Here is a 14,650-nt window from a genome sequence, read left to right on the forward strand (position 1 = left end):
ATGGCCAATGCACTGACCAGCATCCAGCAGAAGCTGCAACAAGTTAGCGAGGCGGGACGTGCGGTCAAACGGCTCGCCGATACCGGCATCATCGACCTGCGAGACCTGAATTCGACGGTGCAAGCCGGCAAACTCTCCCGTATCTACGGGCCACAGGCCACGATGACGATCCTGGGCGGGCGCCGCTATGCGGATCTGCCGGCGATCGTCGACGAGCGCGGGACGTTGACGTACAAGCAGGTCGACGAGCAATCGTGGGCGTTGGCGCACGGCCTGCAGTCGTTCGGTGTCTCCGCGGGTTCGGTCGTCGGGTTGCTGTGTCGCGACCACCGCGGCTTGGTCGTCGCGATGGCTGCCTGCGGGAAGATCGGTGCCCGCCTGGTGTTGATGAACACCGGCTTCGCCAAGCCGCAGTTTGCTCAGGTCTGCGAGCGCGAACACGTCAAGGTGGTGCTGCACGACAGCGAATTCCTAGGCCTGCTCGACGCGCTGCCCGCCGATTTGCCCCGGGTGCTGATCTGGGTGGACGACGACGCCGACGTGCCCGCCGACGCGCACACCCTCGACAGCATCGTCGCGGCGCATCCCAGCGAGCCGCTCCCCCCGCCGAGCAGATCGGGTGGGTCGGTCATCCTCACCAGCGGCACCACCGGCCTGCCCAAAGGGGCGCCGCGCGACACGGTATCGCCGTTGGCGACCGCCCAGATCATCGACCGAATTCCGTTTCCCCGCAAGGGAACCATGGTGATCGTCTCGCCGATCTTCCACAGCACCGGGTGGGCCACGTACACCGTCGGCGCCGCGTTGGGCAACAAGGTGGTGACCGCCCGGCGATTCAAGGCGGAGGGCACGCTGGCGCTCATCGCCGAGCACCGGGCCGACATGCTGGTCGCGGTGCCGACGATGCTGCACCGGATGGTCGAGCTCGGGCCGGACGTGATCGCCAAGTACGACACGTCGTCGCTGAAGGTGATCCTGATCGCCGGGTCGGCGCTGAGCCCCGAGCTGTCCAATCGAGTGCAGGACACCTTCGGCGATGTCCTCTACAACATGTACGGCTCCACCGAGTGCGCAATCGCCAGCGTGGCCACCCCCGCCGAACTGCGCGCCGCGCCGGGCACCGCTGGACGCGCCCCCCTGACGTGCGAAGTGGTGCTCTACGACGAGCAGGGTCAACGCATCAAGGGCGCGAACCGTCGCGGCCGGATCTTCGTCCGCAATGGGGCGCCGTTCTCCGGGTACACCGACGGCCGCAACAAGCAGATCATCGACGGCTACATGTCCAGCGGCGACATGGGCCACTTCGACGAGAGCGGGCTGCTGTTCGTTGACGGCCGCGACGACGACATGATCGTCTCCGGCGGTGAGAACGTCTTCCCGCAGGAAGTGGAAAACCTGCTCGAGGAGCGGCCCGACATCGCCGAAGTGGCGGTGGTGGGCGTCGACGATGTTGAGTTCGGAAAACGGTTGCGCGCCTTCGTCGTTTCCGAACCAGGCGCCTCCTTGGACGGCGCCGAAATCAAGCAGTACGTGAAGGACAACTTGGCTCGTCACAAGGTGCCGCGCGATGTGGTGTTCGTCGACGAGCTGCCGCGGAATGCGACTGGGAAGCTGTTGCGGCGGGTGCTGGTCGAGATGGACGTCGAGCAACCGGAGTGATGCTCGGCGGAGTCGTAGGACGGATCCCTGCACGATTCGGCTTGCGACGGATTCAGCACGGCCGACTCGGGTATGCGCGAGGACATGACCATCTCCACACATGACGCATGCCAATAGCACCGGCTCGTCAAGCCCTGACAGCCGTCCTGGCCAGCATCTTGGTACTCACCGGGTGCTCTCCCGGGTCACCGCGATCGAGCCCCAGGTCGGTCTCCCCCGGACCTGCCGCGCCGGCACCGGCATCGGGCAAGCTAGTGCCGGCCACCCTCAGCGTGGCCCCCGACCTGGCGCAGGCACCGTTCGACCAGCCGCGGCAGGTGCTGATTCCCGACGGCTGGACGATGTCGGTGTGGGCACGAATCCCCAAGGCGCGCTTAGCGGTATCGACCCCCGATGGCGCCCTGCTGGTATCGACACCGGCCAGCGGGCAAATCGTCAAGCTGATGCCGAAACCTGCTGCGGCGCCGCAACAGTCGACGCTGCTCGACCGGCTTGATCAACCGCACGGCATGGCATTCGCGGGCTCGACGCTCTACGTCGCCGAAAGCGACCAGATCGATGCCTACGATTACGTCAACGGCGACGCCGTCAACCGGCGGACCGTTGCTGCCGGCCTACCCGACGCGCGCAGCCCTGATCTGCACGGCGCCTACGCCCATGCGCTCAAGAGTGTGGCCGTTGGACGCGACGGGGCCGTCTACTTCTCGATCGGTTCGACGGCCAACATCTCACCGCAGGACCGGACGGCGATGCCGCCCCGCGCGACGATCATGCGAATTCCGCCCGGTGGCGGCCCGGCGGCGCCCTTCGCCACGGGCGTGCGCAACGGGACCGGCCTGGCCGTGGCTCCCGACGGCTCGCTGTGGACAGCGGTCAACAACCGCGACAACGCACCCGACCCGGACGGCAACATCCGCACCGAGTACGTCAACGATCATCCGCCCGAATCACTGGCACGCCTGACACCTGGCCGCGAATTGGGCTGGCCCTTCTGCAATCCGGATGGCGGGCCCGCGAATCTCCCGTTCATCCGCGACATGACGACCAATAAAGACGGATCGGCGCTGGACTGCCGAACCCTGCCACCGGTAGAGCAGAGCATGGGCGCCCATTCCGCGCCGTTGGGGCTGGCCTTCACCACTGGGTCGCTGCCGCCACCGTATGCCGACGGCGCATTGGTCGGCATCCACGGTTCATGGAACCGGCAGCCGCCGCGCGCACCTGAGGTGTCGTTCTTCCCTTGGCGCAGCGGCACTCTCGGCGATCATCAAACCCTCGTCGGTGGCTTCCAGCTCGACGACGGAAGTAGATGGGGCCGCCCGGTTGCCGCCGTCGTCGGACCGGACGCGGCCGTCTACGTCACCGACGACGACGCGGGCGCCGTCTACCGTTTAGCGCCGCCGACGCGGTAGCGCGGTCGCCGGGGTGGACCTAGATGCGGGCCCCCTCCGGCCGAGAGACCGGGTGTTCGACAACGATGACGCCCCTGCGGTAACTCGGTGCCGCTCGACGCCTCGTGTATCTCGAAGTCGATCTGCAGTTCGCCTGGCGGCGTGTCGCTCAGTCGCGTTTGGCCTCGTAACGCAGCAGCACCGTGCCGCCTGGGAAAGTGCGGTTCTCCAACAGTCGCAGCGAGATCCACGACGGCAGTGCCGGGAAGTACGGCGTGCCGCCACCCACGGCGGTGGGCGCGACCACAATCCGGTACTCATCCACCAGTCCGGCCTGCACGATCGGTGCCGCCAGCGTCGCGCCGGCCACCTCCAGCCTGCCGTCAGTTTCGGCTTTCAGCTTCCTAACCACCTCGACCGGGTCGCCGCGTTCCAGGCGGGAGTTCCAGTCGACGGACTCCAGGGTGCGCGAGAACACAACCTTGGGCATGTCGCGCCAGATGTGCGCGAAGTCGACGATCAGAGGCTGGGCGTCCGGGGTCTTGTCAGCGGTAGGCCAGTACGCCGACATCAGTTCGTAGAGCCGCCGCCCGTAGAACGATAGGGCGGTCTCCCGCTCGAAGTCGTTCCAGTACTGGTGCAGTTCTTCGCTCGGTTCGGACCAGTCGATGCTGCCTTGCGCGTCGGCAATGTAGCCATCCACGGACACAGTGAAGCCATAAATGAGTTTGCCCATACAGATCAGACTGCACCGAAGGGCAAAGCTCATCGCGCCGTCGTGCGTTGAGAGAACGTGCGGATCCCGGCTTCGCCAACACCCGCGTCTCCAGAGTCTTGCAATCGGGCGCGGCGATTCGCAGCCGCAAACCTGCCGACAGCTGACGTTGACGAGTGTCTTAAGGCGCCACGCGCAGCAAGCGGAATACCACTTGTCGCTGCAATAACGGCGGTGCCCCCAGTCGGACTCGAACCGACACTGGGCGGATTTTAAGTCCCGCAACATGCGTCAGTGTCAGTTCCCCTATTCGTCCTGCACGACCGGAACGCTCTTCGATTTTGCCGCTGGTCATCGCGTGATTCTTCGAGAGACCGCCAAAGTCACTCGAGCAAAGGAATCAACGTGATGACCGCTGCCCACGATATCGACTTGCCAGCACTGCTGGCTGAACGACTCACTACCACCCACCCCGACGTGCTGCGCGAGCTGATCTCGACGTTCATCCATACCCTGATGGGCGCGGAAGCCGACGCCGTATGCGGCGCCGGATACGGCCTGCGCAGCAGCGACCGAACCAACCAGCGCAACGGGTACAGACACCGCCAATTCGATACCCGCACAGGGACATTGGATCTGGCGATCCCCAAGCTGCGGCACGGCTCGTATTGCCCGGACTGGCTGCTGGACCGGCGCAAACGCGCGGAGCGGGCACTGACCACGATGGTAGCCACCTGCTATCTGCTCGGGGTGTCGACCCGGCGGATGGACAAGCTCGTCGAAACCCTCGGGATCACCGGTTTGTCGAAGTCGCAGGTGTCGGTGATGGCCAAGGAACTCGACACCGCCATCGAGGCATTCCGGACCCGGCCGCTCGATGCCGGCCCGTACACGTTCATGGCCGCCGACGCCCTGGTGCTCAAGGTCCGTGAAGCCGGCCGCGTGGTCAACGTGCACGCCCTGATCGCCGTCGGGGTCAACGCCGAGGGCTACCGCGAAATCCTGGGCATCGACGTCACCACCGCCGAAGACGGGGCCGGCTGGTTGACGTTTCTGCGGTCGCTGACCGCCCGAGGGCTGTCCGGGGTTGCGCTGGACACCAGCGATGCCCACGCAGGGCTACTGGCCGCGATCGGGGCCACCCTGCCCGGAGCCTGCTGGCAGCGCTGCCGTACTCACTACGCCACCAACCTGATGGCCGTGACCCCGAAGGCGTCCTGGCCGTGGGTACGCACCCTGCTGCACTCGGTCTACGACCAACCTGACGCTGATTCCGTTGCCGCCCAATATGATCGGATCATCGACGCGCTGACCGACAAGCTACCCAAGGTCGCCGATCATCTGGCGAACGCCCGCCCGGACCTGCTGGCATCCACCGCCTTCCCCAAACAAATCTGGCGCCAAATCTGGTCCAACAACCCACAAGAACGACTCAACAAAGAAATCCGCCGCCGCACCGACGTCGTCGGCATCTTCCCCGACCGCGACGCCCTGATCCGCCTCGTCGGCGCCGTACTCGCCGAACAACACGACGAATGGGCCGAATCACGGCGCTACCTCGGCCTCGACGTCCTCAGCAAATCCCGCCTCACTACCAACACCACCACAGAACAGGAGGCCACCCCAGCGGCACTGACCGCCTAAATCACCAAGTCGAAGAATCACGGCGGGGGCCACCGAAACACTGGAATACGACTACCCAGCACCGCGCTTGCAGATGGTGTCATAGCGCGTAACCGCCCACCCCGAGGTGACCGACGACGGTTAAGTGGGCTCTGGCCGGTCACGTACTGCAGGATCTGAGACGGCGCGGCTGATGGCGCCCAGACCGGATAACGCCAGTCCCCCGTCCACCGCGATTCGCGCACCCGTGACGTAGGAGGCTAGCGGGGAGCAGAGCACGACTGCCATCGCAGCCACCTCGGCGACGTCGCCGAAACGTTGCAGCGCGACGGCGTCAATCCACATCGTTGCCCCCACCGGGCCAGCAAGCCGTTTCATGCCCTCGGTACCCGCGATGGGTCCAGGGACAAGGGAATTGGACCTGATGCCGAACCGACCCCATTCCAAGGCGAGGTTCGCCATCAGGTTGTCGATACCCGCCTTGGCCGCCCCGACATGGCATTGGTTGGCGAAGGGCAAATAGGCCTGTCCGGCGGAGACGAACAAGATACTCCCCTGGGTCTGTTTCAAGTACGCGAACGCTGCACGCGCTGTGTGGAAGCTGCCCACTAGGTCGATATCGATCACAGCACGGAAACCGTTGGGGCTGATGTCTTGTGCCGGGGCGAAGAAATTGCCAGCTGCGCCGGCTACCACGGCGTCCAGCCGACCGAAGGTGCGTGCCGCGGTATCGACTGCGCCGGCGAGCCTGGCAGCATCGCGCACGTCGGCACTGAGCGCAAGAATCTTTCTGCCGTGCACCTGCAGTTGCGTTGCGGCCTCGTCCAACCGCTCTTGGGATCGTCCGCAGATGGCGACATCGGCGCCAACGGAGGCCAGACCGTGAGCGATGGCTAGATTGACACCACTGCCGCCACCGGTGACGAACGCGGCCTTGCCCCTGAGCAGCGCAGGAGAAAGCAAATCCGGGATGCTCAGTTCTGCCACGACGCCGTCTCTGAATACTGTTGACGCAGTCCCTCTTTGACTATTTTTCCGGTCGGCGTGCGCGGTAGCCTTTCGATGAACTCAATGGAGCGTGGCGCCTTGTAATGCGCGATCTGCGCGCGCGTGTGGTCGATCAGTTCCCGGGCGAGTGCCTGCGAGGGTTGCACCGACGTGGCGAGTTCCACGATCGCTTTCACCTGCTCGCCCATTTCCGGGTCGGGTATGCCGATCACCGCGACGTCGAGAACCGCGGGGTGCAGGACTAGCGCGTTCTCGACTTCCTGTGGGTAGATGTTGACCCCGCCTGAGATGATCATGAACGCTTTGCGGTCGGCCAGGTAGAGGTAGCCGTGCTCATCCACCGATCCGAGATCACCGACGCTGGTCCACAGTGGGTGATCAGGATGTGTTGCCGCAGCGGTCTTTTCCGGGTCATTGTGGTACTCGAAGGGCAGGCTGTCGCGCTCGAAGAATACCGTTCCCACCGCCCCCGGTAGAACTTCGCGGCCGTCGTCGTCGCATATGTGGATCACGCCGAGAACACTTTGCCCCACCGATCCGGGATGAGCCAACCAATCAGCGCTGTCAATGAAGGTCATGCCATTGACCTCGGTCGAACTGTAGTACTCGTAAAGGATCGGTCCCAGCCAATCGATCATGGCGCGTTTGGTGGGCACCGGGCAGGGTGCAGCCGAGTGAATGACTGCCCGCAGACTTGATAGGTCGTAGTGGGCGCGCACTGATTCGTCGAGTTTGAGCAACCGCACGAACATCGTCGGCACCATCTGGGTCACCGTGACGCGGTATCGCTCGATGTATTGCAGTGTCTTTTCAGCGTCGAACTTTTTGGTCAGCACGAGGGTCGCGCCCAACGCTTGGGCCATAGCGCACCACCGCAGCGGCGCGGCATGATAGAGCGGCGCGGGCGAGAAATAGACATCGTCAGCACCGATACCGTATAGCCGCTTGGCAATCGCCACCGCCGCGTCACCCGGTTCATCAATTGAGCGGTCGGGCAGCGGGGGTCGAACGCCTTTGGGAAATCCCGTTGTTCCCGACGAATACAGCATCACTGCGCCAGCGGGCTGGTCGATCAGTCCGGGGCCCGCGCCCGCCAGTGCGGCGTCGAAGGATTCGAAACCATCCAGGACCCCGCCGAAGGCCAAGCACACGCCCAGGCCGTCGGTTGTGGCACGTGCCGATTGCGCCAGGTCTTCCAGCGATGCGGAGACGATCAGGGCCTTCGCGCCGCAATCTGTGATGATGTAGTTCACTTCGCCCGGAGTCAGATGGTGATTGATGGGGGTCAGATAGAGGCCCGCCCGCTGCGTCGCCCACAGAGTGACCAATGCCTCGGGCGCATTGTCCGAGAGCAGCGCAACGACGTCGCCGCGCTCGAGGCCCCCATCGGTAAGGACCCGCGCCAGCGCGGCCGAGCTCTCGTCGAGTTGGCGGTAACTCAGGCACTGCCCGGTCTCGGCGACGATGACCGCCGGCCGATCGGGAGCCTGCCGAGCGTGGGCACCTGGGTACATCGGGGCTGTCACGCCGGCTGAGCGTTAGCGGATACCACGACCCCGTAGATACGCTTGCGCGAGTCGTTGGTCAGATCCATGTGAATGAATTTGGGCTCGGTGTACTCATCGAGTGCATCGGGGCCCAGTTCCCGGCCCAGTCCGCTCTGTTTGACGCCACCGAAGGGATACCTGGCGTTGATCATGTGCCAGTCGTTGATCCAGACAGTGCCTGACTCCAATCGGCGCGCAATACCCAGCGCCCGTGCGGGATTCGTGCTCCACACTCCCGCCGACAGCCCGTAGTCGCTGTCGTTGGCGATGGCCACCGCTTCGTCGTCGTCGGAATAGGTGAGCACCACCAGAACAGGCCCGAAGATCTCCTCTCGGGCGATACGCATGTCATTGGTGGCGCCGGTCAGGATCGTGGGGGCGACCCAGTGGCCTTGGGCCAGTGCGGGATCCGACGGCACGGCGCCCTGGAACGCCAGCTTACAACCTTCTTCTTGGCCGAGCGTGATGTACTTCTCGACACGAGACTTTTGTCTGGCTGAGATCAGGGGCCCCAGATCGGTAGCGGGATCCATCGGATCCCCGACGGTCAGCGACGCGGCTCGGGCCACGAGTTGGCGCACGAATTCGTCGTGGATGGATTTGTGAACGAGCAGCCGGGTCCCGGACTCGCATGCCTGTCCGCTCATGAGCAGGAAGGCGAACAAGGATCCGTCAACCGCGAGATCCAGCTCGGCATCGTCGAGAACGATGTTGGCCCCTTTGCCGCCCAATTCCAGCGTTAGCTTCTTCACGGTATTGGCAGCGGCGCGCATGACACCTTTGCCGACCTCGCTCGAGCCGGTGAAAGCGACCTTGCCGACATCGGGGTGCTCAGCCAGCCGCGCTCCCACGACCGGGCCTTCCCCTGTGACCACATTGAGTACCCCGGCAGGCACGCCCACTTCGTGGGCAGCCCTGGCCAGCTCCAGGAGGGTCAGGGGTGTCTGATCGTCGGGCTTGAGTACGACGGTGTTACCCGCGGCCAGCGCGGGGCCCAGTTTCCAGACCGCCAGCAGCAGCGGAAAATTCCATGGCACGATGCCGGCGCAAACGCCCACGGGTTCCTTGACGATCAATCCTGTCGCCAACGTGGGCCCTTCGGCCAGTGGGCCGCTGCACTGGAATGGGTAGGTACGGGCAAGGCCGGCGAAATACTTCAGGTGGTCAACGGCGTAGCCGATCAGGAAGGCTCCCGCACCGCGGATGGTCGCGCCGTTCTCACCGACTTGCAACGCAGCCAATTCGTGTGCGCGGGCGCCAAGTTGGTCAGCAATCGCCTCGAGGTAGTTGGCGCGTTGATGGGCCGGTAGGTTTCGCCATACCCCAGCATCGTGAGCGGATTTGGCGGCGGCAATCGCCTCGTCGGTGGTATGCAGATCACCGTGGGCGACTGTCGCGATGGTCGCCCCTGTGGCGGGCGACGACACCTCCATGAAGGCATCGGAGTCGCGCCATTGGCCGTTGATGTACATCCGGTAGTGCGGAATCTCGTTCATGCGGTCTCACTTTCGTTGTGCTCGTGGCGCGGTAGGTATGTCCGCCCTCCGCGGATTCGGGATCAGGGGCCCCTCGGAAGATTCCATTCCGCTCGGTGGCCGTGCCGGCTGGATCCGGCCTTCGAGATCAGTAGCGGATCAGACCACGCAGATTCAGGCCATTGCGGAGGTCCTCGTAGCCCTGATTGACGTCCTCGATGCTGTACTCGCGTGTGATCAGCTCGTCGAGTTTGAGTCGCCCCGCTTGGTATAGCTCTAGGAGCCGGAAGATGTCGGAGCGCGGATTCGACGATCCGAAAAGGCATCCTCGGAGCTGCTTTTCGTAGAGGGTTAGATCGAACAACGACAGGGCAACATGGGAGTCAGTGGGGTGAGGTATGGAGGTCATCACCACGCGCCCCCGCTTGCCGACCAAGCTGAGTGCCTGTGCCACGTAAACACCTTCGGCGCTGTCGGTGGTAACGACACAGACATCGGCCAACGTCCCTCGGGTCAATTCTGTGACGATCTGGTATGCCTCAGCGACGTCGGCGGCGACGTGCGTAGCACCAAACTCCAGTGAACGCTCCCTCTTATAGGCCATCGGATCCAGGGCGATCACATACCGCGCTCCGGCGATCTTTGCCCCCTGCACGGCGTTGATTCCCAGTCCGCCGACGCCCATGACCACGACGGTATCGCCGTCGCCGGTCGCCCCCGTGCGTACTGCCGACCCATAACCGGTCGTGACACCACATCCGACCAAGGCCGCCTTGTCCAATGGAATGTCTTTATCGACCTTGACCACCGACGAGATCGGCACGACGGTGTACTCGGAAAATGTTCCCAGAACACACATCTGACCGATGTCGTATCCGCGGCCGTGAAACCGGAATGTGCCGTCGAGCTGGGGTCCGGCCATGATCGCCGCTCCGTACTCGCAGAGATTGCTCATACCCCTGGCGCAAGGCCGGCAGCGACCGCAGGCGGGAATGAAGCTCAGCACTACGTGATCGCCGACCTGGACCTCAGTGACCCCCGGACCCACTTCAGCCACGATGCCGGCACCCTCGTGGCCTCCGACGACCGGCAAATTCATTGGCATGTCACCGGTGACGAGGTGCTCATCGGAATGGCACAAACCGCTTGCTGTCAGCTTCACCAGCACCTCGCGTTCGCGAGGACCGTCGAGTTGGAGTTCTTCGACTTCCCATTTCTGGTGCAGTCCCCAGAGCACGGCAGCGGTGGTCTTCATTGTTCGTCGGCTCCTTTCTGATAGGTGGTAGGGGAAATGGTTGAACTCACCGACATTCCGGGGTCCAGGTGGCGGGCAGGCTGTTGATGCCGTTGATGAAGTTCGCCACCTGGAAATGCGGCTCAGGTGCGGTGATATCCGGGATACGTGTGTACACCTCGGTCAGAAGTGAGCGCAGCATGGTTCGCGCGAGTGCCGCCCCCAGGCAGAAGTGCGGCCCGCCGCCACCAAAAGCGATGTGGGGGTTGGGATTACGCAGGATGTCGAATTCGAACGGCCGGTCGAAGATGTCCTCGTCACGGTTACCCGAGACGTACCAGAGCACCACCTTGTCACCTGCCTTGATGTCCGCTCCCCTCAGCGAGAAGTCCCGGATGGCGGTGCGTCGCATGTGCAGCAGCGGTGAGGCCCAGCGCAGGACCTCCTCGACCGCGGTGTCGACTCGCCCCGCCACATCGGCGGCCAGCAGTTCGCGTTGCCGCGGAAACTGCGAGAACGCGTGAATCGCGTGCGCCGAGGCGTGGCGCGTGGTGTCGTTGGCTGCAACGGCCAGAAGGACGAAAAAACCCATGAGTTCTTCGTCGGTCATCTTCTCGCCGTCGAACTCGGCTTGCACCATCCAGGTCAGCAGGTCGTCGCCGGGGTGTGCACGGCGCTCAGGAATCAGTATGGAGGCCGTCTCATTCAGATCCATCACCGCGCCGAGGAACAGCTCCAGCGCGGAGCTTTCCCCACACACCTCAGGGTCGGTCCATCCGAGGAGACGTTGAGCCGCGTGGATAGTCTTCTCGTGGATTTCACCGGGCGGCAGTCCGAAGAAGCTGCCGAAGATGCGCGCAGGAAGCTTGACCGACACCAGCTCGACGAAATCGCCTTCTCCCAGCTGAGCTATCTCAGAAATGAGGTCGTGGGCGTGTCCCTGTATCCATGCCTGAAGCCTGCGCATGTTGCGAGGTTTGAAGGCCTCCATGGTAATTCCCCGCAGCTGCGTGTGCCGCGGCGCGTCCATGGCGATGAAAGACTGCGCGATGTGGATCATCTCGGGCGGAAAATCTTCCATTGTGATGCCTTGCGCCGAAGAGAACGTTTCGGTGTGGCGGCTAGCCATGCGAATGTCTTCGTGTTTTGTCAGCGACCAGAAGCCCTTGGTGTTTTGCTCGGGAGGCAATAGATCGGAGTCCGCTGGACGGCTCCATGCGACCGGATTCTCCTGACGCAGTATGGCAAATGCCGCATCGCGTTCCTCATGCGGTTTCGCCCAGAACTCGCGCGCGCTGAGGTCGATATCACGGAAGGTGGAAGTGGCGGTGGGCATCGTTGTCCTTTCCGGCTGGCCCGCCACTTGTGGTACAGCTCACGTGGCGGAATGCAGTCAGTTTCGGACACTAGTTGCGGGAAATCTGGTGCCGCGCGGGCCAACTCGGGGTCCATGCGGGCCAGTTGTGCCAGACGCGCGGGCCGGCTTATTCGACCGGGACCGAAAACGAAGCCGTGAATCCGCCTTCGTCTCGGGAGGTGAATGTCAGCGATCCGCCAAGCGCGTCGATAATTTGGGCCACGATCCATAAGCCCAAACCAGCTGTGCCGTGCCGATCCGACAAACGTACGAATTTACTGGTCAGTTCCTGCATTTGTGAAGCGGGCACCCCCGGACCACGGTCGAGCACAGCCACATGCAGCTGGTTTCTATCTCTCGAACAGATCACATCGATGGGTCGGCCGCGACCGTGACGGGTGGCATTTTCCAGCAAATTGGTTAGTACTCGGCGCAATCCTTGTGCGTCGATATGGATTGTCTCGACGTCGGCGTGAACGGACACGCGCAATCGTGGCGGAATCACCCCCGCCGCATCACCAGCCTCAGCAACCAGCTCGGTGAGGCTGACGCGGCGCACCCGGCCGGAAGAGAACGTGGGCTGACGACTCAGATTCACATCCGACAGAGCGTCGAGCATGTCAGACAGGTGCCGGGCGTGGCGTCCGGCCAGAGTTAGTGCGGCCTGGGCCGCTGCGCCCGTCATCGGCGTCCCGTCGGTCAAAGCGCAGGCCAAGGCGTCCAATGAGGTGACGGGAGTGCGGAACTCATGTAGCAGAACTTGCAAACCTTCCTGCTGGGCTTCGTACGAGCGCAGGAGCCGGCTACGAAGGTCACGCTCTTCCTCGGCAGCGGCGTGTTCGACTTCGGCTTCGACGAGTGCTTTGACGCGCGAGCGATGTTCGAGTTCGATCAATACGGACAGCCCGCCGCTTAGTACGGCGATAAAGACCAAGTAAAGCGCCCACCACACCCCCTGCACAGCACCGGGCAACGCTGCGCCGCTTGGCCCTGGCGAATAAGCGATGACGCCGACGTAGCCCACCCCTACAAGGACTGCGAGGGTAATGCTTTCGGGGAATGTCAGCCGTGCTGCAGATGAGATGACCACTAAGGCCAGCACTAGCACCACGGGGCTGGCTGGGCCCCCCGTGAGCCCGACCAATATCAGCGTCAAGATCGCGTCGGCGGCCGCAAGCAGCCAGGCAAACGAAGTGTGGCGCACCTCGAAGCGTGGAAACGCCATCAGGGCAGACGCATAGCCGAGGGATACGGCGAGCACGACAATCAATGCTGCGGTGTATCCGCGCATCCACGGCGGGCCAGCCGACACCAGGATTCCGATGGAAACGACGACCGCGAAACGGATTGCGACGACCACCCGCGCCAGTCCGTAGCCGTCACCCGCGGGCAGAACCAGCGCCCCGAGCCGGCGCACGGTGCTCACTGCTCTGACCTTAGATATGGTTGTTGCGCGACCGAAGCGGCAATATCGAAGACCATAAGGGCTAGCATCCCGCAAGTGAGCCTCCGTCCCGGCCAGAATCCTCTCGTTGTGGTGATCATCGACGACCACGAGCTCTTCGCTGAGGGCCTGGAGCTTCTGTTGACGCGAGATTGGGGAGATCAGTTCGTAATCGGCGGCCGCACAACATTTGTTGAGGAGGCCGCTCAGCTGGTGACCACTTGCGATGCGGACTTAGCGATCGTCGATCTCTCGATGCCTCCCTTGGGAGGCGTCGCGGCCGTCCGCCACATCCGTGCGCGGCGTCCCCGGACCCGTATCCTCGCACTGTCGGGTTCAGGCGATCCTCAGCTAGCCGAGGATTCGTTGCGTGCTGGCGCGGACGGTTTCCTATCCAAGACGCTCCATCCAGATGCGCTCGCGGGACCGCTATGTGCGATCGCGGCGGGTCTGCGTGTCGTAGATCCTGGGATTCTGGATCGGTTGTTGTCGCGCACCCGACAACCCGCAGCGCAGATCCTGGAAGTGTTGACGCCCGCCGAGGTGAAGCTCTGGCGCCTGCTGGCAACGGGCGCTGAGACCGCAGACATCGCCGAGCGACTCGTCGTATCAGAACGTACCGCCAAGCGCATGTTGGCTTCACTTCTGAACAAACTTGGTGCCAGCAACAGGATTTCAGCGGCCGCACTGGCCGGTCAGTCTGGATTGCTCGATGATCGCACTGATTTCTAGCTGCCCGGGTCAGAGCACTCGAATAGCTTGCGCCGGGCACATTGCAGCCGCGCGGACGACAGTCTCGTAGTCGGCGACAGGCGGGTCCTCGTCCAGGACGACAACCTGATCGAATCCATCTGGCAGGTCGAACACGTCCGGTGCGGCCAGCAAGCATTGCCCGTGTCCGTCGCACAATCCGTAATCGACGATGATGTTCATCGCTTCCTCCTCGTCTGGGATGCAGAACGAGTATGGGAGTCACGGAGACGCCCGGATCCAGCTGCGCGCGCCATTTATGGCCCTCGGGGGCCACAACGACGAGTATCCGGGTGGGACGGCAAAGTGGCTGATGCGCGGCGGTCCCGAATTGACGTCACCAGGTTGTGCTGGGTCACCGCTTTTTCCGAGATCGGGGCGCAAGTGTGATTCGCTGACGCTGGCATCCGCGCTAACTGTCCCGGCGACTAGGAAAGAACCCGCGGC

12 protein-coding genes are annotated in these 14,650 nt (G+C 63.6%); 4 read left to right on the forward strand and 8 right to left on the reverse strand.

Annotated elements, in window-relative coordinates; all coding sequences use genetic code 11:
* Both H0P51_RS22485 and H0P51_RS22490 read left to right on the forward strand, forming a co-directional pair.
* Window positions 1–1,659 carry an acyl-CoA synthetase gene (locus tag H0P51_RS22485; RefSeq protein ID WP_180915059.1) on the forward strand — a complete coding sequence of 553 codons (1,659 nt, stop codon included), beginning with the start codon at window positions 1–3 and terminating at the stop codon, window positions 1,657–1,659.
* Between the two features lie 107 nt (window positions 1,660–1,766).
* Window positions 1,767–3,071: a PQQ-dependent sugar dehydrogenase gene (locus tag H0P51_RS22490; protein ID WP_180915060.1), complete on the forward strand. Its 1,305-nt coding sequence runs from the start codon at window positions 1,767–1,769 to the stop codon at window positions 3,069–3,071.
* Window positions 3,072–3,219: 148 nt separating this feature from the next.
* Here H0P51_RS22490 and H0P51_RS22495 read toward each other — a convergent pair whose 3' ends face one another.
* Window positions 3,220–3,786, reverse strand: a complete 567-nt coding sequence (locus tag H0P51_RS22495; RefSeq protein ID WP_180915061.1) for a dihydrofolate reductase family protein — start codon at window positions 3,784–3,786, stop codon at window positions 3,220–3,222.
* A 387-nt stretch (window positions 3,787–4,173) separates the two neighbouring features.
* On the opposite strand from H0P51_RS22495, the gene H0P51_RS22500 reads away from it, so the two are divergent.
* The gene (locus H0P51_RS22500) at window positions 4,174–5,409 is read left to right on the forward strand and encodes an IS256 family transposase (protein ID WP_180915062.1); all 1,236 of its coding nucleotides are present in this window, start codon (window positions 4,174–4,176) and stop codon (window positions 5,407–5,409) included.
* A gap of 120 nt (window positions 5,410–5,529) precedes the next feature.
* Here the strand turns inward: H0P51_RS22500 and H0P51_RS22505 are convergent, their stop codons facing one another.
* From H0P51_RS22505 to H0P51_RS22530, 6 genes are all read right to left on the reverse strand, one after another.
* On the reverse strand, window positions 5,530–6,375 hold the full coding sequence (locus H0P51_RS22505; RefSeq protein ID WP_246398138.1) for an SDR family oxidoreductase: 846 nt from the start codon (window positions 6,373–6,375) through the stop codon (window positions 5,530–5,532).
* On the reverse strand, window positions 6,363–7,910 hold the full coding sequence (locus H0P51_RS22510; RefSeq protein ID WP_180919165.1) for an AMP-binding protein: 1,548 nt from the start codon (window positions 7,908–7,910) through the stop codon (window positions 6,363–6,365). The genes H0P51_RS22505 and H0P51_RS22510 overlap by 13 nt, the downstream gene beginning before the upstream one ends.
* Before the next feature lie 8 nt (window positions 7,911–7,918).
* Window positions 7,919–9,439: an aldehyde dehydrogenase family protein gene (locus tag H0P51_RS22515; protein WP_180915063.1), complete on the reverse strand. Its 1,521-nt coding sequence runs from the start codon at window positions 9,437–9,439 to the stop codon at window positions 7,919–7,921.
* A gap of 127 nt (window positions 9,440–9,566) precedes the next feature.
* On the reverse strand, window positions 9,567–10,673 hold the full coding sequence (locus H0P51_RS22520; protein WP_180915064.1) for an NDMA-dependent alcohol dehydrogenase: 1,107 nt from the start codon (window positions 10,671–10,673) through the stop codon (window positions 9,567–9,569).
* Window positions 10,674–10,719: 46 nt separating this feature from the next.
* Window positions 10,720–11,988, reverse strand: coding sequence for a cytochrome P450 (locus H0P51_RS22525; RefSeq protein WP_180915065.1), 1,269 nt, complete (start codon window positions 11,986–11,988; stop codon window positions 10,720–10,722).
* Between the two features lie 148 nt (window positions 11,989–12,136).
* On the reverse strand, window positions 12,137–13,369 hold the full coding sequence (locus H0P51_RS22530; RefSeq protein WP_246398139.1) for a sensor histidine kinase: 1,233 nt from the start codon (window positions 13,367–13,369) through the stop codon (window positions 12,137–12,139).
* Window positions 13,370–13,546: 177 nt separating this feature from the next.
* On the opposite strand from H0P51_RS22530, the gene H0P51_RS22535 reads away from it, so the two are divergent.
* The gene (locus H0P51_RS22535) at window positions 13,547–14,185 is read left to right on the forward strand and encodes a response regulator transcription factor (protein WP_180919167.1); all 639 of its coding nucleotides are present in this window, start codon (window positions 13,547–13,549) and stop codon (window positions 14,183–14,185) included.
* A gap of 9 nt (window positions 14,186–14,194) precedes the next feature.
* Here H0P51_RS22535 and H0P51_RS22540 read toward each other — a convergent pair whose 3' ends face one another.
* Window positions 14,195–14,386 carry a ferredoxin gene (locus H0P51_RS22540; RefSeq protein ID WP_180915066.1) on the reverse strand — a complete coding sequence of 64 codons (192 nt, stop codon included), beginning with the start codon at window positions 14,384–14,386 and terminating at the stop codon, window positions 14,195–14,197.
* Between the last annotated feature and the right edge of the window lie 264 nt (window positions 14,387–14,650).

Origin of the sequence: Mycobacterium vicinigordonae (genome assembly GCF_013466425.1) — a bacterium.
GTDB classification, from domain to species: domain Bacteria; phylum Actinomycetota; class Actinomycetes; order Mycobacteriales; family Mycobacteriaceae; genus Mycobacterium; species Mycobacterium vicinigordonae.